General features: G+C 71.1%; 16 protein-coding genes. 7 read left to right on the plus strand and 9 right to left on the minus strand.

The features are described 5' to 3' along the window. The 5 genes from ACTHJJ_RS09695 to ACTHJJ_RS09715 all read right to left on the minus strand — a co-directional run bounded on the left by ACTHJJ_RS09695 (nucleotide 1) and on the right by ACTHJJ_RS09715 (nucleotide 4,086). On the minus strand, nucleotides 1-579 hold the full coding sequence (locus ACTHJJ_RS09695; protein WP_440302736.1) for a hypothetical protein: 579 nt from the start codon (nucleotides 577-579) through the stop codon (nucleotides 1-3). A gap of 50 nt (nucleotides 580-629) precedes the next feature. Beyond that, the gene (locus tag ACTHJJ_RS09700) at nucleotides 630-1,886 is read right to left on the minus strand and encodes a toxic anion resistance protein (RefSeq protein ID WP_440302752.1); all 1,257 of its coding nucleotides are present in this window, start codon (nucleotides 1,884-1,886) and stop codon (nucleotides 630-632) included. A gap of 265 nt (nucleotides 1,887-2,151) precedes the next feature. Further along, complete coding sequence (locus ACTHJJ_RS09705) at nucleotides 2,152-2,952, minus strand: dioxygenase family protein (RefSeq protein ID WP_440302737.1); 801 nt, start codon at nucleotides 2,950-2,952, stop codon at nucleotides 2,152-2,154. A 204-nt stretch (nucleotides 2,953-3,156) separates the two neighbouring features. Continuing rightward, on the minus strand, nucleotides 3,157-3,600 hold the full coding sequence (locus ACTHJJ_RS09710; protein ID WP_440302738.1) for a VOC family protein: 444 nt from the start codon (nucleotides 3,598-3,600) through the stop codon (nucleotides 3,157-3,159). 9 nt (nucleotides 3,601-3,609) lie between these two features. Beyond that, entirely contained in the window at nucleotides 3,610-4,086 is a 477-nt protein-coding gene (locus ACTHJJ_RS09715; protein ID WP_440302739.1) for a helix-turn-helix domain-containing protein, read from the minus strand. Between the two features lie 178 nt (nucleotides 4,087-4,264). Here ACTHJJ_RS09715 and topA point away from each other — a divergent pair, with 178 nt between their 5' ends. Further along, nucleotides 4,265-7,015 carry a type I DNA topoisomerase gene (topA, locus tag ACTHJJ_RS09720; RefSeq protein ID WP_440302740.1) on the plus strand — a complete coding sequence of 917 codons (2,751 nt, stop codon included), beginning with the start codon at nucleotides 4,265-4,267 and terminating at the stop codon, nucleotides 7,013-7,015. 117 nt (nucleotides 7,016-7,132) lie between these two features. Further along, complete coding sequence (locus ACTHJJ_RS09725) at nucleotides 7,133-7,948, plus strand: PIG-L deacetylase family protein (RefSeq protein ID WP_440302741.1); 816 nt, start codon at nucleotides 7,133-7,135, stop codon at nucleotides 7,946-7,948. Between the two features lie 55 nt (nucleotides 7,949-8,003). Here the strand turns inward: ACTHJJ_RS09725 and ACTHJJ_RS09730 are convergent, their stop codons facing one another. Next, nucleotides 8,004-9,575: a hypothetical protein gene (locus ACTHJJ_RS09730; RefSeq protein ID WP_440302742.1), complete on the minus strand. Its 1,572-nt coding sequence runs from the start codon at nucleotides 9,573-9,575 to the stop codon at nucleotides 8,004-8,006. Between the two features lie 107 nt (nucleotides 9,576-9,682). After that, nucleotides 9,683-11,908, minus strand: coding sequence for an NADP-dependent isocitrate dehydrogenase (locus ACTHJJ_RS09735; protein ID WP_440302743.1), 2,226 nt, complete (start codon nucleotides 11,906-11,908; stop codon nucleotides 9,683-9,685). Nucleotides 11,909-12,158: 250 nt separating this feature from the next. On the opposite strand from ACTHJJ_RS09735, the gene ACTHJJ_RS09740 reads away from it, so the two are divergent. Together ACTHJJ_RS09740 and ACTHJJ_RS09745 are read left to right on the plus strand one after the other, a co-directional pair. Continuing rightward, nucleotides 12,159-13,541, plus strand: a complete 1,383-nt coding sequence (locus tag ACTHJJ_RS09740; protein ID WP_440302744.1) for a serine hydrolase domain-containing protein — start codon at nucleotides 12,159-12,161, stop codon at nucleotides 13,539-13,541. Then, nucleotides 13,541-14,146 carry a GNAT family N-acetyltransferase gene (locus tag ACTHJJ_RS09745; RefSeq protein ID WP_440302745.1) on the plus strand — a complete coding sequence of 202 codons (606 nt, stop codon included), beginning with the start codon at nucleotides 13,541-13,543 and terminating at the stop codon, nucleotides 14,144-14,146. The genes ACTHJJ_RS09740 and ACTHJJ_RS09745 overlap by 1 nt, the downstream gene beginning before the upstream one ends. 5 nt (nucleotides 14,147-14,151) lie before the next feature. Here ACTHJJ_RS09745 and ddaH read toward each other — a convergent pair whose 3' ends face one another. Beyond that, nucleotides 14,152-14,928, minus strand: coding sequence for a dimethylargininase (gene ddaH / locus ACTHJJ_RS09750; protein ID WP_440302746.1), 777 nt, complete (start codon nucleotides 14,926-14,928; stop codon nucleotides 14,152-14,154). Nucleotides 14,929-15,087: 159 nt separating this feature from the next. Further along, on the minus strand, nucleotides 15,088-15,816 hold the full coding sequence (locus tag ACTHJJ_RS09755; RefSeq protein WP_440302747.1) for a TetR/AcrR family transcriptional regulator: 729 nt from the start codon (nucleotides 15,814-15,816) through the stop codon (nucleotides 15,088-15,090). Nucleotides 15,817-15,905: 89 nt separating this feature from the next. Here ACTHJJ_RS09755 and ACTHJJ_RS09760 point away from each other — a divergent pair, with 89 nt between their 5' ends. From ACTHJJ_RS09760 to ACTHJJ_RS09770, 3 genes are all read left to right on the plus strand, one after another. Further along, a complete protein-coding gene (locus ACTHJJ_RS09760) occupies nucleotides 15,906-17,474 on the plus strand; it encodes an MFS transporter (protein ID WP_440302748.1) in 1,569 nt (522 codons plus the stop codon). A gap of 34 nt (nucleotides 17,475-17,508) precedes the next feature. Further along, complete coding sequence (locus ACTHJJ_RS09765; RefSeq protein WP_440302749.1) at nucleotides 17,509-18,288, plus strand: MerR family transcriptional regulator; 780 nt, start codon at nucleotides 17,509-17,511, stop codon at nucleotides 18,286-18,288. A 187-nt stretch (nucleotides 18,289-18,475) separates the two neighbouring features. Next, the coding region (locus ACTHJJ_RS09770; protein WP_440302750.1) for an aspartate-semialdehyde dehydrogenase at nucleotides 18,476-19,185 on the plus strand (710 nt) is incomplete at its 3' end.

Here is a 19,185-nt window from a genome sequence, read left to right on the forward strand (position 1 = left end):
TCAGTCCGGTGGGGCGAGGGGGCCGGGCAGGGGCCCCGGGCCGTTGCCATTGGGCATGGTCTGCGGAGTCGGGTCCGGCGTGTCGAGCCCGAGGGACCCGCCGGCGGACCCGGCGCCGAACTTCTGCTCGAGGAACTGTCCGTGCACGATGATCGCCTCGGCGTCGGACCTCAGCACCGCGTCATACACCTTGTCCATCGTCGCCCCGAGCAGGTCGAGCTGGTCGACGAGGAGCATCACCGAGCTCTTGCCGTCCGCGATCGGGCGCGTGTCGGCCCAGTCGCGCGGCAGCCGGAGGTAGTTGCCGATCGCGACCGGCAGATAGTCGGTCGCCGTCGCCATGACGCTGTAGCCTTGGGCGCTGCCGATGCCGAGGTCGGCGAGCCGGGGGACGGTGTTGCGGACGATCCGGGTCACCCGGAGCAGCCGGGACAGCACGACACCCGGGACCTGCCCGTCACGGGCCTGCTGCTCCACCCGGTCGAGCGCCGCGAGGAGCTGGTCCTCGGTCGGCGGTCCCGGGCGTGGCGGAGCCGGTGCTTCGGGCTCGCCCCGCCCGAACCACGATCGGATGCCCACCCTGCGTCGTCCCTTCCGTCCTACGTCACTGGCTCAGTCATCCGACGGCGTCAGCGGCGCGGCGCGCCGAGGTCGAGCGCACCCGCCCCGACGCCGGATGCCTGCCGCTGGTCGTGCGCGGCGACCCGGTCGAGGTAGTCGCGCGACTTCGCGACCTCGTTCTCGAGGGTGCCGATCGTCGCGGCCATCGTGTCGAGCGCCTTGAGCTTGAAGGTGTCGATCGCGTCCATCGTCTCGTAGATGTTCGCGAAGGCCCGCTGGAGCTGCTCGATCCCGATCGCCGAGCTCGCCGACTGCTCCTGGATGCGCGCCGAGTTGCTCTTGAGCATCTCGGAGGTCCGCTCGATCAGGTTGGACGTCGTCGTGTTGAGCGCCGTGATCTGGTCGAGGACCAGCTGCTGGTTGTTGAGCGCCTGCGCGACGATGACCGCCGTCCGCAGCGCCGAGACCGTCGTCGTCGTGGCCCGGTCGACGCCCTTGATGAGCTCGATGTTGTTCTTGATGATGATGTCGATCGCGAGGTAGTTCTGGATCGACACCGCGAGCTGGGTCAGCAGGTCCTGGTGCTTCTGGCGGACGTAGAAGAGGACGTCCTGGCGCAGGATCTCGGCCCTCTCCGGGTCGGTCGCGTCGAGGGTCGCGATCTCGGCCGACATCTTGGCGTCGAGCCGCTCGGCGACGTAGACGTACTGGTTGAGCCGGCCCATCGACTCCCAGAGCGACTTCTTCTCGAGGTTGAGGGCGACGTTGTCCTTCTGCAGCTCGTCCTGGCCCGACTGGAGGGCGTGGAGGATGCCGTTGAGGTGGCTCTGGGACGACTGGTACTTGCGGAAGTAGTCGGTGACCTTCTCGCCGAAGGGGATCATGCCGAGGAACCGCTTGGCGCCCGTCGCCTGGCTCGGGTCGAGGTCCTCGACGGTGCGGCGCAGGTCGAGCAGCGTCTTACCGACCTTGGAGCCCTGGGAGAGCGAGCCCTCGTTGAGCGCCTTGACCGGCATCCGGAGCATCCGGTTCGAGGACTCGGCGGCGAACCGGACCTCGTCGTTGCCCATCGTCCGCACGTCGGAGGCCTTCGCCTCGAACTGCGGGGACCGAGGCTCGGTCTTGAGCAGGGAGTCGAGGTAGCCGTCGACCTTGGCGTCGAGGCCGGGCAGGGCCGACTCGGGGACCGCCGGGGCCATCCTGGGCGCCGCGGTCTCGGCGACGAGCTGCGGGGGCGCGGGCGCGGTCAGCGTGAAGCCCTCCGGCGGCGCGAGCGGAGCTGGTGCAGCCTGGGCGGCCTGGGCCCCAGTGGGCTGGTCGGTCATGAAGTGGTCCTTCCCCTTCTCTCCCGGCTCGTGCGCGACGTTGCCGGACAACCCGAGCCCGCTGAGCGGCATACGACTGCTCTCAGCGGGGCGTAACCGTCACTCTACGGTGCGCTCGCATCCGACGGGACGGGCCTTCCCGCAGTTCCCGGAGGGTGGACCGCGACCCGGAGAGTCAGGGGAGGTCCCGGGCCGCGGCCACGTGGTGCGGGGTCCGCGTCAGGTGAACGTCCGACGGGGGATGACCGGTTCCCGCGTCAGCGCGTCAGGCGAACTGCCAGGAGCGCTTCGACAGGCCGAACCAGAACCCGTCGATGACGCTCTTGTTGTCGAGCCCGGCCGACTCGTAGGCGGCGCCGAGCGAGACGAAGAGCGGCGCGAAGTGCTCCGTGCGCGGGTGGGCCTCCCGGGCCGCGGGGGCCTTGGCGAGGAAGTCGAGCAGGGCGTCGACGTCCTGGGCGGCCATCGCCTCACGGGCCCACTGGTCGAACTCGGCGCTCGCCTGGGGCGGCGTGCCGTCGGGGCCGGCGGCCGGGTTGAACCAGCGCAGGTTGTGGGTCGTGAACCCGGAGCCGACGATGAGGGTGCCCTGGTCGCGGAGCGGGGCGAGGCGACGGCCGATCTCGAACAGGCCGCGGGGGTCGAGCGTCGGCATCGACATCTGCAGCACCGGCACGTCGGCCGCGGGGAACATCTCCTTGAGCGGCACGTAGGCGCCGTGGTCGAGGCCGCGGGCCTCGTCGCGGTGGACCGGCGTCGAGGCGGTCTGGCCGGGCGCGGTGAGCAGCTTCGTCACGTCGTCGGCGAGCCCGGGGGCGCTGGGGGCGTCGTAGGTGACCTCGTAGTACTTGCGGGGGAAGCCCCAGAAGTCGTAGACGAGCGGGGCGCCCGTCGTCGAGCCGAGGGTGATCGGCGCGTCCTCCCAGTGGGCCGACACCATGAGGACGTTCTTCGGCTTCTCCAGCTGGCTCGACCAGCTCGCCAGCTCGGCGGTCCAGCGGCGGTCGTCGGCGAGCGGCGGGGCGCCGTGGCTGAGGTAGATGACCGGGGTCTTGGCGTCGCTCATTGGGGACTCCTTCGTGAAGTTGAAACATAAACTATCACGGCAACGTGCTCCAACGACCCATGATTCCCGGTTCGCGGCCGGATGAGGACCCGGATGTGCCAGGTGCGTCGCCTTGACGCGGCTGCGCTGCCCGTAGGCGACGCAACCGCGTCAAGACGACGCATCCCCGTAAGACGACGCAGATCCGCGGCACGCCTCGTCGGGTCACTCCAGGTCGGCGCGGCTCATGGCCTCCGGGTCGAACTCCTTCGGCTCGACGAGGACGAGCCAGTTGCCGGAGTTGTCGCGCATCAGGGCCTCCACGCCGTAGGGGCGGTCGGCCGGCTCCTGCAGGAACTGCACGCCCTTGGCGACCAGGTCCTCGTAGGTCTTGCGGCAGTCATCGACATACAGGCCGACGCCGGGGAGGCCTCCGTCGTCCTGGGCGCGGCGCATCGCCTCGACGAGCTCCGGCGACAGCGGCTCGCCAGGCGTGGTCAGGTGCAGGTGCAACTCGGGGTGCTCCGGGTGGACGACGGTGAGGAAGCGGAAGTCCGGGCCGAGCTGGACGTCGTTGCCCTTCTCGAAGCCGAGCACGTCGGTGTAGAAGGCGAGGGACTCGTCCAGGTCCTTGACCCAGACGCTGACGAGAGAGACGTTCGTGATCATGGGCCGACGCTATTCGGGGGACGACGCGTCCGGCTTCTCCTGGATTGCGGTGCCGTCGTCCGCTGGGGTGCGGCGCTCGGCCAGTCCCCACATGAAGACGAGGCAGCCGGGGATCCGTGGGGCGCCGGTCAGGGCGTACCGCCTCTGGAACTCGCTGGGCGTCTCCCCGGTCACCGAGCTGAACCGGCTGCTGAACGACCCCAGGCTGGCGAACCCGACGGCGAAGCAGACCTCCGTGACGGTGAGGTTGCTGGTCCGCAGCAGGTCCTGGGCCCGCTCCACGCGACGCTCGGACAGGTAGGCGGCCGGTGTGCGGCCGTAGGTGATCCGGAAGAGCCGCAGGAAGTGGTACTTGCTCAGCCCGGCGATGCCGGCGAGCGTGTCGAGGTCGTTCGGCTCGGCGTAATGACGGTCCATGTGGTCCCTGGCCCGCCGCAGGTGGACCAGGACGTCGGCCGGCGCTCGGGGCGTGGGACCGCTGGGCATGCTCCGAGTCTGGCCCGGGTCGGACCATAGGGACCAGTCACGTGTGGCCAGTGTCTCCATTCGACACTTGGGAACGGGGAATGGAGTTCACGACCCCGCCTGTTACGGTCAGGGCGCGTCCACGTCGGAGCAGCGACGAATCCGCTGCACGTGAGATGCAGGAAGAGCAAGGTTGCGCATGGCTGCAGGCAAGGGCCGCAAGCTCGTCATCGTCGAGTCGCCCGCGAAGGCGAAGACGATCGCGGGATACCTGGGTGGGGACTTCGACGTCGAGGCGTCGGTCGGGCACATCCGGGACCTGCCGAACCCGTCGGAGCTGCCGGCGGAGATGAAGAAGGGTCCGTTCGGCAAGTTCGCCGTCGACGTCGAGCAGGACTTCGCGCCGTACTACGTCGTCGACCCGGACAAGAAGAAGAAGGTCGCCGAGCTCAAGCGGATGCTCAAGGACTCGTCCGAGCTCTACCTCGCAACTGACGAGGACCGCGAGGGCGAGGCCATCGCCTGGCACCTGCTCGAGGCGCTCAAGCCCCGGGTCCCGGTGCGGCGCATGGTCTTCCACGAGATCACGCGGGAGGCGATCCAGCGGGCGGTCAACAACACCCGCGACCTCGACCTCGACCTCGTCGACGCCCAGGAGACGCGCCGCGTCCTCGACCGGCTCTATGGCTACGAGGTCAGCCCGGTGCTGTGGCGCAAGGTCCGCCAGGGCCTGTCCGCCGGGCGCGTCCAGTCCGTCGCCACCCGGATGGTCGTCGAGCGCGAGCGCGAGCGGATGGCGTTCGTCCGGGCGTCCTACTGGGACGTCGAGGGCGAGTTCACCCCGAGCGGCGCCGCCCAGCAGTTCACCGCACGGCTGACCGGGGTCGACGGCGCACGCGTCGCGACCGGCCGCGACTTCGCGGACGACGGGCGCCTCACCGGCAAGGGGGTCGTCCACCTCGACGAGGCGCTCGCGACCCGGATCGCCGAGGCCGTCGCCGCGCTCAACGCCCGAGTCACCGACGTCGCCGAGAAGCCCTACACGAGAAGGCCGTCCGCGCCGTTCACGACCTCGACGCTCCAGCAGGAGGCGTCCCGCAAGCTGCGGATGAGCTCGAAGAACGCGATGCGCGTCGCCCAGCGCCTCTACGAGGGCGGCTACATCACGTATATGCGTACCGACTCCACGACGCTCTCGGAGGCGGCGCTCACCGCCGCCCGGAGCCAGGCGCGGGACATGTATGGCGCCGAGTACGTCCCCGACGCCCCGCGCCGCTACGAGCGGAAGGTCAAGAACGCCCAGGAGGCGCACGAGGCGATCCGCCCCGCGGGTGACCGGTTCCGGACGCCGGCCCAGGTGGCGGGTGAGCTCCGCGGGGACGAGTACGCGCTCTACGAGCTGATCTGGAAGCGCACGGTCGCCTCGCAGATGGCCGACGCCAGGGGCTCGACGGCCACCGTCCGGCTCGCCGTCGAGACCCGCATCGAGGGCGCCGGGTCCGTCGAGTTCAGCGCCTCCGGCACCGTCATCACCTTCAAGGGCTTCCTCGCCGCGTACGAGGAGGGCCGGGACGACGAGGCCGCCGCCCGGGCCCAGGCCGCCGAGGAGGAGCGCCGGCTGCCGAAGCTGTCGACCGGCGTCGCCCTCGAGGTCGTGCGGGCCGAGGCCGAGGGCCACGAGACGACCCCGCCGGCGCGCTACACCGAGGCGACCCTCGTCAAGGCGATGGAGGAGCGGGGCATCGGCCGCCCGTCGACCTATGCCTCGACGCTCGGCACGATCCAGGACCGCGGCTACGTCTACACGAAGGGCCAGGCACTCGTGCCGACGTGGCTCGCGTTCGCGGTGACACGCCTGCTCGAGGAGCACTTCGGCGAGCTGGTCGACTACGAGTTCACCGCCTCGATGGAGGAGGACCTCGACCGGATCGCGAACGGTGAGCAGGGCCGGGTCGACTGGCTGCGGCGCTTCTACTTCGGCGACGAGGCGACCTCGGGCGAGGGCCTCAAGCAGCTCGTCGAGGACCTCGGCGAGATCGACGCCAAGGAGATCTCGACGATCCCGATCGGCGACGGCATGGTCGTGCGCGTCGGCCGCTACGGCCCCTACGTCGAGGAGGTGGCGCCCGCCGGCGTCGACCTGACGACCGGTGAGGTGGCCGACGGAGCCGACCCGAACGGGACGCCCCGCCGCGCGACGATCGCCGACGACATCGCGCCCGACGAGATGACCCCCGAGAAGGCCCGCGAGCTGCTCGTCCAGGCGGCCGACGACGGACGCGTCCTCGGCCTCGACCCCGAGACCGGGCACGAGATCGTCGCCCGGGCCGGCCGCTACGGGCCGTATGTCACCGAGGTCCTGCCGGAGGAGCCCGAGGACACCGACAAGCCCAAGGCGAGGGGGCGCAAGGCCGCCAAGCCGAAGCCGCGCACCGCGTCCCTCTTCAAGGACATGGACCTCGCGACCATCGACCTCGACGCGGCGCTCAAGCTCCTCAGCCTGCCCCGCGTCGTCGGCACCGATGCCGAGGGCGTCGAGATCACCGCGCAGAACGGCCGCTACGGGCCCTACCTCAAGAAGGGCACCGACTCGCGGTCGCTCACCTCCGAGCAGCAGCTCTTCGACATCACCCTCGACGAGGCGCTCGCGATCTACGCCCAGCCGAAGCAGCGCGGCCGGGCCGCGGCGTCGGCCCCGCTCAAGGAGCTCGGCACCGACCCGGTCAGCGGCAAGCCGGTCGTCGTCAAGGACGGGCGCTTCGGGCCCTACGTGACCGACGGCGAGACGAACGCGACGCTCCGCAAGGACGACGACCCGGCCGAGATCACGCCGGAGCGCGGCTACGAGCTGCTCGCCGAGAAGCGCGCCAAGGGCCCGACGACCCGCAAGCGGGCGGCCAAGAAGACGACCAAGCGGACCACCAAGAAGACGGCCGCCAAGCGCGGCTGAGCTCCGCAGCGCCCGCCGGCTGAGCGGCATACCCCCAACCGGGTGGTATGCCGCTCAGCTCGCGTCGCGTCGCGTCGTGCGGGCGGTCTGTCGGCGGCGGGTGAGAGGCTGGCCCCCATGTCGACCATCGTGTTCGTGCACGCCCACCCCGACGACGAGGCCTCGCAGTCCGCGTGCTCGATGGCGCGCGCCGTCGAGGAGGGGCACCGGGTCGTGCTCGTCATCGCGACGAACGGCGACCACGGCGAGCCTGCGGCCGATCTTGCTGAGGGCGAGACGGTCGTCATGCGGCGCCGTCGGGAGGCCGAGGCCTCGCAGTCCGCGATCGGCACCCACCGGATCGTCTGGCTCGGCTATGCCGACTCGGGGATGACGGGATGGGCGCAGAACGAGCACGAGGACGCCTTCATGCGCGCCGACGTCGAGGACGTGGCTGGGCGGCTCGCGGAGGTGCTGCGCGAGGAGCAGGCCGACGTCGTCATCGGCTACGACTGGCACGGCGGCTACGGGCACCCCGACCACGTGCAGGCGCACCGGGTGACGAAGCGGGCGGCCGAGCTCGCCGGGACGCCGCGCTACCTCGAGGGCTCGATGAACCGCGACGCCATGGCGAGGTCGTTCGCGGCGGCCGTGGCGGCCGGGATGGACGTCGGCGACTGGGACCCGACCGGCCCCATGGACGACGGCAACCCGATGGGGACGCCCGAGGCGGAGCTGCACTGGGCGTGCGACCTGCGTGACTGGGTCGACGTGAAGCGTCGCGCGCTGCAGGCGCACGCGAGCCAGACGAGCGACGTCGGGATGATCCTCTCGATCCCGGAGGACGCGTTCCGCGAGCAGTTCGGCTGGGAGCACTACCTGGAGCCGGCGCGGCCGGTCGGCATGGTCGTCGGCTGGTTCCTCGACCCCGAGCTGGTGGCCGCCGTCAGCTGACGCGGGACCCGCGCAGCCGACGAGGGGCCACTGCGCCTCGAGCGGCGAGTGGCCGTCAGGGACGTACGAGGCGGAACAGCTGGGCCGGTCCTCCCGGGCCCTCCTCACGCGGGCCGGAGGGCGGCCGGCTCGCGACGAGCTCGAAGTGGGGGTCGTCGGCGAACGGGGCGGCCGAGTCGGTCGTGACGACGACCCACCGGGTGCGGTAGCGCTCGAGCAGCCGGACCCGGTCGCGGGTAGTGGTCATGGCGTCGAAGAACCTGCGCGTGTCGGCGATGCGCCGTCCCTCCGCGCTGCCGAGGAACGGGTCGGGCCAGGCCGGTTGGACCGTGAAGATGCCGTAGGCGGGCGTCATGGCGCGGGTGTCCCAGTCCGCCGTCATCACCGTCGCGCCGGTGGGGACGTGCGCGGCGAGCCAGCGGTAGTCGCCCTTGCTCATCCGGGAGTGGAAGACCCGGTCGAGGGCGGCCGGGTAGGAGCCGGGCGAGTAGAGGTTGACCACGCCGCTCTGGAACACGACGCCGGCGAGGATCGCGAGGCCTGCCGCGCCGGCGTACAGGCGCTGGGCACGGGTCGGCACCCGTGGTTCGGCGCGGCCGGGCAGGAGCCACTCCGCGACGATGATCCCGACGCCGACCTGCGAGAGCAGCGCGACCATGGCGAAGATCCGCACGACCGCGTCGAGGCCCGAGATGATGCCCGCCACGAAGACGCACAGGCCGGCGGCGACGGTCCACGCGAGCGCGTCCCGGTGGTCGACGTGGAGGCGCCACGCCAGTGCCGGCACGGCGACGAGCAGCAGCACGTAGCGGGCGACGAGGTTCTCGCTGAGCGCCGCCTCGGCCGAGTCGAAGCCACCGATGTCGGCGGTCGCCGAGAGCAGGTGGTACCACGGCCAGACGGCCACGACGGCGGCACCGACGGCGGCCCCGAGCAGCAAGGCGGCCCACGTGCGAGGACGGATCCGGTCGGCATGCGTGAGGACCACCGCGACCGCGTAGGCCCCCGCGCCGAGGCCCGTGAACGGATGGCTGAGCGCGACGAGGGCACCCCCGAGGCCCAGCGCGAGGGCAAGCGCCAGGTGGCCGGTCCGCCACGGCGGCCGCACGATGTGGTTCAGGCCGGCCCACAGGAGCAGGGTCACCCCGACCGCGAAGGTCGACGGGTAGGCGATCCCGGCGACGAGGGTCGGCAGCGAGATGAACCCGCTCCAGTAGAAGAACGCCGCGCCCCACAGGAAGCAGACGGCGAGGAACGCGGTGACGGGCGCCCAGGGGTTGCGCGTCAGGGTGCGGACGAAGGTGCGGAACCCGGCCAGGACGAGGACCAGGTTGACGGCGCCGGCGAGGCGGAGCACGAGGAACACGTCCCAGCCCGTCACCCGGGCCACCTCCGCCCAGCCGACCGCCCAGGGTGAGAAGTAGGGGTTACCCGGGCTCGGCATACCGGTCATGGGGTCGAGCGGTGCCGACAGGTGGAGGCGCAGCTGCTGGATGGTGCCGGCGTGCAGGAAGAGGTCGCCGAGGGCGGGCAGACGGATCAGGACCGGGACGAAGGCCGCAAGCACGACGAGCGAGAGCCAGCTGAAGGGCTCGCGCAGCAGTCCGGGGGACCCGTCTCGTCCCACCCGGTCAGGATAGGTAGGAACGCCGAGAGGCCACGTCCCAACGTGGGAAGTGGCCTCTCGAGGGTGAGAAGTCGCTCTCGATCAGGAGAGCTGCACTCTCGATGCGCTCAGGCGAGGGCGTCGATGATGCCGTTCAGCGTCGCCGACGGGCGCATCACCGCGGACACCTTGTCGGTGTCGGGGTGGTAGTAGCCGCCGAGGTCGACCGACTGGCCCTGCGCGTCGATGAGCTCCTGCGTGATGGTCGCCTCGTTGTCCGTCAGCGCCTTGGCCACCGGCTCGAACGCTGCAGCCAGCTCCGGGTCCTCGGTCTGCTTCGCCAGCTCCTGGGCCCAGTACATGGCGAGGTAGAAGTGGCTGCCGCGGTTGTCGATCTGGCCCACCTTGCGGGCCGGGGACCTGTTCTCGTCGAGGAACGTGCCGGTCGCCCGGTCGAGGGTGTCGGCCAGCACCTGGGCCCGGCTGTTGCCGGTCGCCTTGGCGTACTGCTCGAAGCTCACGGCCAGGGCGAGGAACTCGCCGAGGCTGTCCCAGCGGAGGTAGTCCTCCTTGATCAGCTGCTGGACGTGCTTCGGGGCCGAACCTCCCGCACCCGTCTCGAAGAGCCCGCCACCGCCGAGGAGCGGGACGACCGAGAGCATCTTGGCCGACGTCCCGAGCTCGAGGATCGGGAACAGGTCGGTGAGGTAGTCACGCAGGACGTTGCCGGTCACCGAGATGGTGTCCTCGCCCTTGCGGATCCGCTCGAGCGAGTACTTGGTCGCCTCCACGGGCGAGAGGATCTCGATGGTGAGCCCCTCGGTGTCCTCGTCCTGGAGGTACTCCTTGACCTTCGCGATGAGGTTGCGGTCGTGGGCCCGCGTCTCGTCGAGCCAGAAGACGGCCGGGGCGCCCGTCGCGCGGGCGCGGCGGACCGCGAGCGACACCCAGTCGCGGACCGGGACGTCCTTGGTCTGGCAGGCCCGCCAGATGTCACCGGCGGCGACCTCGTGCTCCATGAGGACCTTGCCCGACTCGTCGACGACCCGGACGGTGCCCGGCGCGGCGATCTCGAAGGTCTTGTCGTGGCTGCCGTACTCCTCGGCCTTCTGGGCCATGAGGCCGACGTTCGGCACCGAGCCCATCGTGGCCGGGTCGAAGGCACCGTTGGCCCGGCAGTCGTCGATGACGGCCTGGTAGACCCCGGCGTAGGACGAGTCGGGCAGGACGGCGAGGGTGTCCTGCTCCTGGCCCTCGGCGTTCCACATGTGCCCGGAGGTGCGGATCATCGCCGGCATGGACGCGTCGACGATGACGTCGCTCGGGACGTGCAGGTTCGTGATGCCGCGGTCGGAGTCGACCATGGCGATGGCCGGCCCGTCCTCGAAGCCTTGCTTGATCGCGGCCTCGATCTCGGCCCGCTGGTCCTCCGGGAGGGACTCGATGGCGCGGAGCATCGCACCCAGGCCGTCGTTCGGGTTGGCGCCGACCGAGGCCAGCTGGGCGCCATACTTCTCGAACAGCGTGGGGAAGAAGACGCGCACCACGTGCCCGAAGATGATCGGGTCGGAGACCTTCATCATCGTGGCCTTGAGGTGGACCGAGAAGAGGACGCCCTCCTCCTTCGCGCGGGCGACCTGGGCGCGGAGGAAGTCGTCGAGGTCGGCCACGTGCATGGCCGTCGCGTCGACGACCTCGCCCTCGAGGACCGGGATGGACTCCTTGAGGACGGTCGTCGTGCCGTCGGCGGCGACGTGCTCGATGCGGAGCGAGCCGTCGTGGTCGATGACGACGGACTGCTCGTCGTGGCGGAAGTCACCGGCGTCCATCGTCGCGACGTTCGTCTTGCTGTCGCTGCTCCAGGCGCCCATGGAGTGCGGGTGCTTGCGGGCGTAGCTCTTGACCGACGCCGGGGCGCGGCGGTCCGAGTTCCCTTCGCGCAGAACGGGGTTGACGGCCGAGCCCTTGACCTTGTCGTATGCCGCGCGGGTGGACTTCTCCACCTCGGTCTGCGGGTCATCCGGGTAGTCGGGCAGTGCATAGCCCTGCGCCTGCAGCTCGGCGATCGCGGCCTTGAGCTGGGGGATCGAGGCCGAGATGTTCGGCAGCTTGATGATGTTGGCCTCGGGGCGCTTCGCGAGCTCGCCCAGCTCGGCGAGGGCGTCGCCGAGCCGCTGCTCGGGCTTCAGCGCCTCCGGGAAGCTGGCGATGATCCGCCCGGCGAGCGAGATGTCACGCGTGTCCATCACGACGCCCGCCTGCTTCGCGAACGCCGACACGATCGGCAGCAGCGACGCGGTCGCGAGCGCGGGGGCCTCGTCCGTGTGCGTGTAGATGATGGTCGACTCAGTCACCTGTGCTCCATTCCGAGGGTCCGACAAAAATCTTGATATCAAGATATCGGATCTGGGCGCCGCGCGGGCGCCCTCCCCATCCTGCCGAGGCGGGACGGCCCACGCCAGCATGGCCCGGGCGCCCTCGGACCGGTCGCTCGGCCAGCAGCGCCCCCGCCCGTGGCGACCGGAGCCGGCTGAGCGGCATACGACACGACGGGTATGCCGCGCACCCCGTCGGGGACGATCGTGGCCCCCCTAGGGTGGCCCGGTGAGCAGCGATCCCTCTCTCGACCCGCAGACGTCCCGACACCTGACCCACCTGCTGGCGACAGCCCAGCGGGAGCAGCGGCTGCCGTCGGTCGCCGCCGGGGTGGTGCGGGGTGGCCGGCTCGTCTGGGCCGACGCCATCGGCACGCTCGACGGGCGTGCCGACGGAGTCGCCGCGGACACCGACACGCAGTACCGGATGGGGTCGATCACGAAGACGTTCGTCGCGGTGGCGGTCATGCGGCTGCGGGACGACGGGCGGCTCGACCTGAACGACCGGCTCGACGATCACGTGCCGGGCTCGCGGCTCGGCGGCGTCACGATCGCCCAGCTGCTCTCGCACGGCGGCGGCGTCCAGGCCGAGACGAACGGGCCGTGGTGGGAGCGGACCCCGGGCGGCTCGTGGGAGGCGCTCGTCGGCTCGCCGGTCGACCAGCGGTTCCGGGCCGGTCGCCGCTTCCACTACACGAACGTCGGGTATGCCGCCCTCGGCGAGCTCGTCGCCCGGAGCCACGGCCTCGGCTGGTTCGACGTCCTGCGGCGGGACCTGCTCGAGCCGCTCGGGATGCGGCGGACCACCACGCGGCCCACCGGGAAGGCGGCGGCAGGCCTGGCCGTGCACCCCTTCGCGGACGTCCTGCTCCGCGAGCCCGAGCACGACGCGGGCGCCATGGCGCCGGCCGGCCAGCTCTGGACCACGGTGGAGGACCTGGCGCGGTGGGCCGCCTTCGTCGGCGGCGACACGGGCGACCTGCTGTCGGTGGACACCCTGGCCGAGATGTTCGAGCCGCACACCGTCGTGGACCTGCCCGGCCTGCCGTGGACCGGTGCTCACGGGCTCGGCTGGCAGCTGTGGAACGTCGACGGCGTCCGCTTCGCCGGCCATGGGGGCTCGATGCCGGGCTTCCTCGCCGGGCTGCGGGTCGCGGTCGACGGCGGTGACGGCGGTGACGGCGGTGACGGCGTCGTGACGTTCACGAACTCCACGAGCGCGCTCCTCGGCCCGACGACGGTGCAGCTCCTCGACGACTTCCGGGAGCGCGAGCCCCGCCTGCCCGAGCCGTGGCACGCCGCCGGCGATGCCGGCCTGCTCGACCTCACCGGGCTCTGGCACTGGGGCGCCGGCGTCGTCACCGGGCGCATCGAGGGTCGACACCTCGTGCTCGGTGAGCCCGGTCAGGCGCGCGGGTCCCGGTTCGAGCCGGTCGGGCCGGACGAGTGGGTCGGGCTCGACGGCTACTACACCGGCGAGCCGCTGCGGGTCATCCGGCGTCGCGACGGGAGGGTGTCGCATCTCGACCTCGCGTCGTTCCGGTTCACCCTGACGCCGTACGACCCGGAGGCGGACATCCCGGGTGGCGTGGGCGAGCCCGGCTGGCATTGATGCCGGCTCCCGATCTCACGACGCTGACCTGGCCGCGCCGGACCGGACGCCTCCTCCTGCGGCCGGCCACGCTCGACGACGTCGACGCCATCCACGACTTCCGGCGCCTGCCGGACGTCGTGCGGTACCTGAGCCACGACGTGCTGAGCCGGGACCAGGTCGCCGCCCGGGTGGCCGATCGGATCGGTCGCGCCACGATCGAGGCCGACCGTCCCTGCCTCGGCCTCGTCGTGGTCGAGCGAGGGACGGGCCGGGTCGTCGGTGACGCGATGCTGGCGCTGGAACGGAGCACGAGCGTCTGGACGGCGGAGATGGAGGCGTGGGAGGGGGTCATCGGTTACGCCTTCCACCCGGACGTCCACGGTTGTGGGTACGCGACCGAGACGGCGCGGGAGCTGCTCCACCTCGGCTTCGGGGTGCTGGGCCTGCGGCGTATCGCGGCCGCGGCATACGCGGAGAACGTCGGGTCCAACCGGGTCCTCCAGAAGGTCGGGATGCGCCTCGAGGGCAGGGTCCTGGAGCACTCGCTCGGCAAGGACGGGCGGTGGCTCGACGACAACGAGTGGGCGATGCTCCGCCACGAGTGGGATCGCCGAGGCCGGTGAGCCCGTCAGCCGCGGAGCCGGACCGAGAGGCAGGTGACGCAGCCCTCGAGTTTCTCGAACTCGGAGATGTCGACGACCGTGACGTCGAGGCCACGTGCACGCAGCAGCTGGGCGGTCTGCGGCGCGGCGGCGGACATGAGGACCGAGTTCCCGCCGAGGAGGACGACGTGGGACCCGGGCTCCTCGGGGGCCGACAGGTAGCCGACCTCGGCGAAGACCGACGGGTCGTCGACGACCGGGTCCCAGCCGATGATGGTGCCATCCGGCAGGGCAGTCACCGCTGACTTCAGGTGCAGGGCCTTCGTTGTCGGCACCGGGGTGACGGCCAGCCGGAGCGGCGCCAGGGCGGCGGCGAGCTGCCCGATGCCCTCGTCGTTGCTCCGCCCGCCGCTGCCGACCCAGACCCGCCGCGCGTGCTTGAGGATGTCGCCGCCGTCGAGCGTGCCGGGCGCCTCGATCTCGACGCAGCGGTAGCCGACGCCCCCGAGGAGCTCGCGCAGCCCGTCCAACTCGGCCCGACGCTCCGGCGCTCCGGACCGGCACAGCACCGCGATGTCGCCGTAGACGAAGACCTGGTCCTCGATGAAGACGCCGTCCGGGCAGCTGTCCGCCTCGGGCGCCTCGAGGAGCGTCCAGCCGCGGTCCTCGAGGACCCGGCAGTACTCCTCCCACTGCCGCTCGGCGAGGCCGGCATCGACCGACGCCGACCGCTCGATGTGCGTGACGATGCCGTCAGCGAGCTTGGGCGAGGGGCGACGGACGAGCGCGAGGCGACGGTGCACGCTCGAAGCGTAGCCACCGCGGTTCCTGTCCCCGTCGAGTGAGCGGTTCGTCCCAGGCGTCCCATGCCTGGATGGGGCTGGTGGGGCGCAGCGCTCACTCGACGGGAGGGCCCAGGGGTCCGTTGGGGCTGGTGGGGCGAAGCGCTCCCTCGATGGGAGCTAGGGATGGCGGCCGATGAGGGCTTGGATCCCGTCGAGCAGCAGCGTGAGCCCGCGCTCGAACTCCTCGGCGTAGAAGTCCTCGTCCGTGTCGTCGAGGCTCTCGGCGCCTGCGGTGGCGAGGTGCGGGAAGCGTTCCGGGTCGATGAGCCGCGAGATGAGGCCGGCGTAGTCACCCTGGGGGCTGTCGGGCTGGACCGGGCCGATGAGCCCCATCTGGATGGACTGGCGGACGTGGTTCTGCGCCCAGCCGTCGACGGCGAGCAGCGCGGAGAGCTTTTCCTGGCTCGTGAGGGGAGTGGCGTCGAACGCCTCGAGCCCGCGCTCGGTCCACGAGAGGACGTTCGGGGTCAGTGGGGGACTCGCCTGCGCGAGCTCGACCGTCCAGGGATGCGCGAGGCGACGCGCGGCGATCTCCTTGGCCCACAAGGAGATCCGCTCACGCCAGCCGGAGCCGGCCGGGTAGGTGATCGTCGGCGGTCCGTAGGCCAGATCGAGCATGACCGCGCCGAGCTCCGCCTTGCTGTCGAGGTAGCGGTAGAGGGACATGGTGGTGAAGCCGACCGCCTGGGCGACGGTCTTCATGGAGACGGCCTCGAGCCCCTCCCGGTCAGCGACGGCCACTGCTGCCGCCCCGATCTCCTCGATGGTGCGCCCGGGCCTCGGGCCGCGGCGGCCCTCGGGCTCACGTCCCCACAACAGCTGGAGGTAACGCGGCAGCTCGGTCATGGGCCGAGTCTAGTAACTGCTTGCGCGATACGCAGTAAGGTCGCTATGGTCGGGAAACCACGTACGATATACACAGAAAGAATCGGCCCATGACCACGCCCCGCGCAGGCCGCCGCGAGTGGACCGCACTCGCCGTCCTCTGCCTGCCGCTCCTCATCGTCTCGATGGACGTCTCCGTCCTGTTCTTCGCCGTCCCGCACATCGCCGCATCGCTTCAGCCGAGCGCGACCCAGGTGCTCTGGATCTTCGACATCTATGGCTTCGTCCTCGCCGGGCTGCTTCTCACCATGGGCAACGTCGCCGACCGGATCGGGCGTCGGCGCCTGCTCCTGGTCGGTGCCGTCGCCTTCGCCGCGGCGTCGCTCCTCGCCGCCTATGCCACGAGCGCGGAGGCGCTCATCGTCGCCCGGGCCGTCCTCGGCCTCGGCGGCGCGACCCTCATGCCGAGCACGCTCGGGATCGTCCGCTCGATGTTCCACGACGAGGCCGAACGCGCCAAGGCCGTCGGCATCTGGTCCGCGGCCATGGCCGGCGGTGTCGGTGTCGGGCCCGTCGTCAGCGGCCTGCTGCTCGAGCACTTCTGGTGGGGCTCGGTCTTCCTGCTCAACATCCCGTTCATGGCCCTGCTGCTCGTGATCGGGCCGATCCTCCTGCCGGAGTCGCACAACCCGAGCGCCCGCGTCGACCTGCTGAGCGCCGTCCTGTCGCTCGCCGCCATCCTGCCGATCATTCACGCCATCAAGGGAATCGCCGCGGATGGCTGGTGGTTGACCGAGCTCCTGTATGCCGCTGTCGGCCTCTGCGCGGCCGTTGCTTTCGTCGTCCGGCAGGGTCGCGTCGCCTCCCCGATGGTCGACCTGAGGCTGTTCCGCCACAAGGGATTCGGCGGATCCGTCGCCATCCAGGTCATCGGCATGTTCGGTGTCATGGGCAACGCCATCGTCATCACGCAGTACCTCCAGTCTGTCCTCGGCCTGACCCCGCTCGTCGCCGCGCTGTGGAGCCTCGTGCCGTCGGTCGTCGTCGGTGCGGCGGCCCCCACCGCCGCGGCACTCTCCACCCACGTCGGCCGGCCGGTCGTCATGGGTGGTGCCTTCATCGTCGCGGCGGCAGGCTTCGTCGGGATGCTGACGGCGCGTGCGGACTCGTCCGTCGTGCCCGTGCTCGTCGCGGCCACCTTCGTCGCGGCCGGGCTCGTGTCCGTGGCCACGCTCGTCACCGAGTACGCCCTCGGCGTCGCACCCGCTGAGCGAGCCGGGTCGGTGTCGGCGCTGGTCGAGACGGCGGGGGAGTTCGGTGGCGCGCTCGGGATGGCCGTGCTCGGTAGCGTCCTCGGCGCCGTGTATGCCGCACGCGTGTCGGACCTGCTGCCCTCCGGTCTTCCGGGCTCGGTTGCCGATGCGGCGGCGGAGACCCTCGGGCAGGCGACCGTCGTCGCGGACCACCTCGGCGGCGGGATCGGCCAGGCGGTCCTCGACGCGGGGCGAACCGCCTATGTCGACGCCATGCACGTCACCGACCTCGTCGCCGCCGCGGTCCTCGTCGTCGGCGCGGTGCTCGCGGTCACGACCCTGCCGCGCCGGGCCGGCGGGCCCTCCGCCGCGGAACCGCAGGTCCGGCTGGAAGCCGGCTCAGCGGCATACGGTGAACGGGGTTGACCCTCACGCGACGTGAGGGGCCACGCTCGAGGACATGACCGTGAGGACGCAGATGGCCACGTGGACCGTGGGGCAGGTCGCCGACCTGTTCGGCGTGACGGTGCGCACCCTGCACCACTACGACCAGATCGGGCTGCTCGTGCCGAGCGGGCGCTCGCTGTCGGGCTACCGGATCTACACGGACGCGGACCTGGTGCGGCTGCAGCAGATCGTCGTCTACCGGCGGCTCGAGCTGCCGCTCGACGAGATCCGCGACCTGCTCGACGGTGGTGAGGACGCGGCGGAACACCTGCGGCGGCAGCGGGCCGCGGTCATGTCCCGGCTGGACGAGCTGAGTGAGCTCGTCGCGGCCATCGACCGAGCATTGGAGCGAGAGATGAGTGACCAGCCGGCGACGCCGGACGAGCTGAAGGAGCTCTTCGGCGACGGGTTCAAGGACGAGTACCAGGCGGAGGCCGAGGAGCGGTGGGGCGAGACCGACGCGTGGCGCCAGTCGGCCCAGCGGACGAAGCGCTACACCAAGGCCGACTGGGCGGCCGTCAAGGCGGAGATGGATGCCGTCAACGCGGCCTTCATCGCCGCCAGGCGGGCCGGGGAGCCGGCGACGGGTGAGGCGGCGATGGACGCGGCGGAGGCCCATCGCCGGCACATCGCGGACCGGTTCTACGACCTCGACCACGAGTTCCACCGCGGGCTCGCGGACATGTACGTGTCGGACCCGAGGTTCACCAAGACCTACGACGACCTCGAGCCGGGGCTCGCGCAGTACGTGCACGACGCGATCCACGCCAACGCCCACCGGCACGCCGAGTAGGCCTCGCCCCGGTTCGAGGTATTTACCGGTCAGTGGTGTCCGGCGATTACCTCGAACCGGGGGTGGGCCCACCGGTTGGAGGTATTTACCGGTCAGTGGTGTCCGGCGATTACCTCGAACCGGAGGGCGGGCGCCGCAAGGTGAGACGCCAGACGTCCAACCCGGCACTCGACCTACCCTTGAGCACATGCGTGTCGGAGTCTTCGGAGCAACGGGTCAGGTCGGCGGGGTGATGCGCGCCCTCCTCGAGGAGCGCGACTTCCCGGTCGACGAGGTGCGGTTCTTCGCCTCGGCGAGGTCTGCGGGGACGAAGATCCCGTTCAAGGGCAAGCAGGTCGAGGTCGAGGACACGGCCACGGCCGACTTCACCGGGATCGACATCGCGCTCTTCTCCAACGGTGGCTCGACGAGCAAGGAGTTTGCGCCGAAGGTCGCCGCGGCGGGCGCCACGGTCGTCGACAACTCGAGCGCATGGCGGCGTGACCCCGACGTGCCCCTGGTCGTCTCCGAGGTCAACGCCGACGACCTCACCGACATCCCCAAGGGCATCGTCGCGAACCCGAACTGCACCACGATGGCCGCCATGCCGGTCCTTGCGCCGCTGCACGAGATGGCCGGCCTCGTCCGGATGCACGTCGCGAGCTACCAGGCCGTGAGCGGCTCCGGCGGCAAGGGTGTGCAGGAGCTCGACCGGCAGCTGCGCGGCGGCTACGAGGCCGGCGACCCGACCGGTCTCGCCCTGCACGGCGACGCGGTCGAGGTGCCCGAGGCGCAGGTCTACGCCGTGCCCGTGGGCTTCAACGTCGTGCCGCTCGCCGGGTCGATCGTCGACGACGGCTCGCTCGAGACCGACGAGGAGCAGAAGCTGCGCAACGAGTCGCGCAAGATCCTGCACGC

Origin of the sequence: Intrasporangium sp., from assembly GCF_051961875.1 — a bacterium.
Taxonomy (GTDB): domain Bacteria; phylum Actinomycetota; class Actinomycetes; order Actinomycetales; family Dermatophilaceae; genus Intrasporangium_A.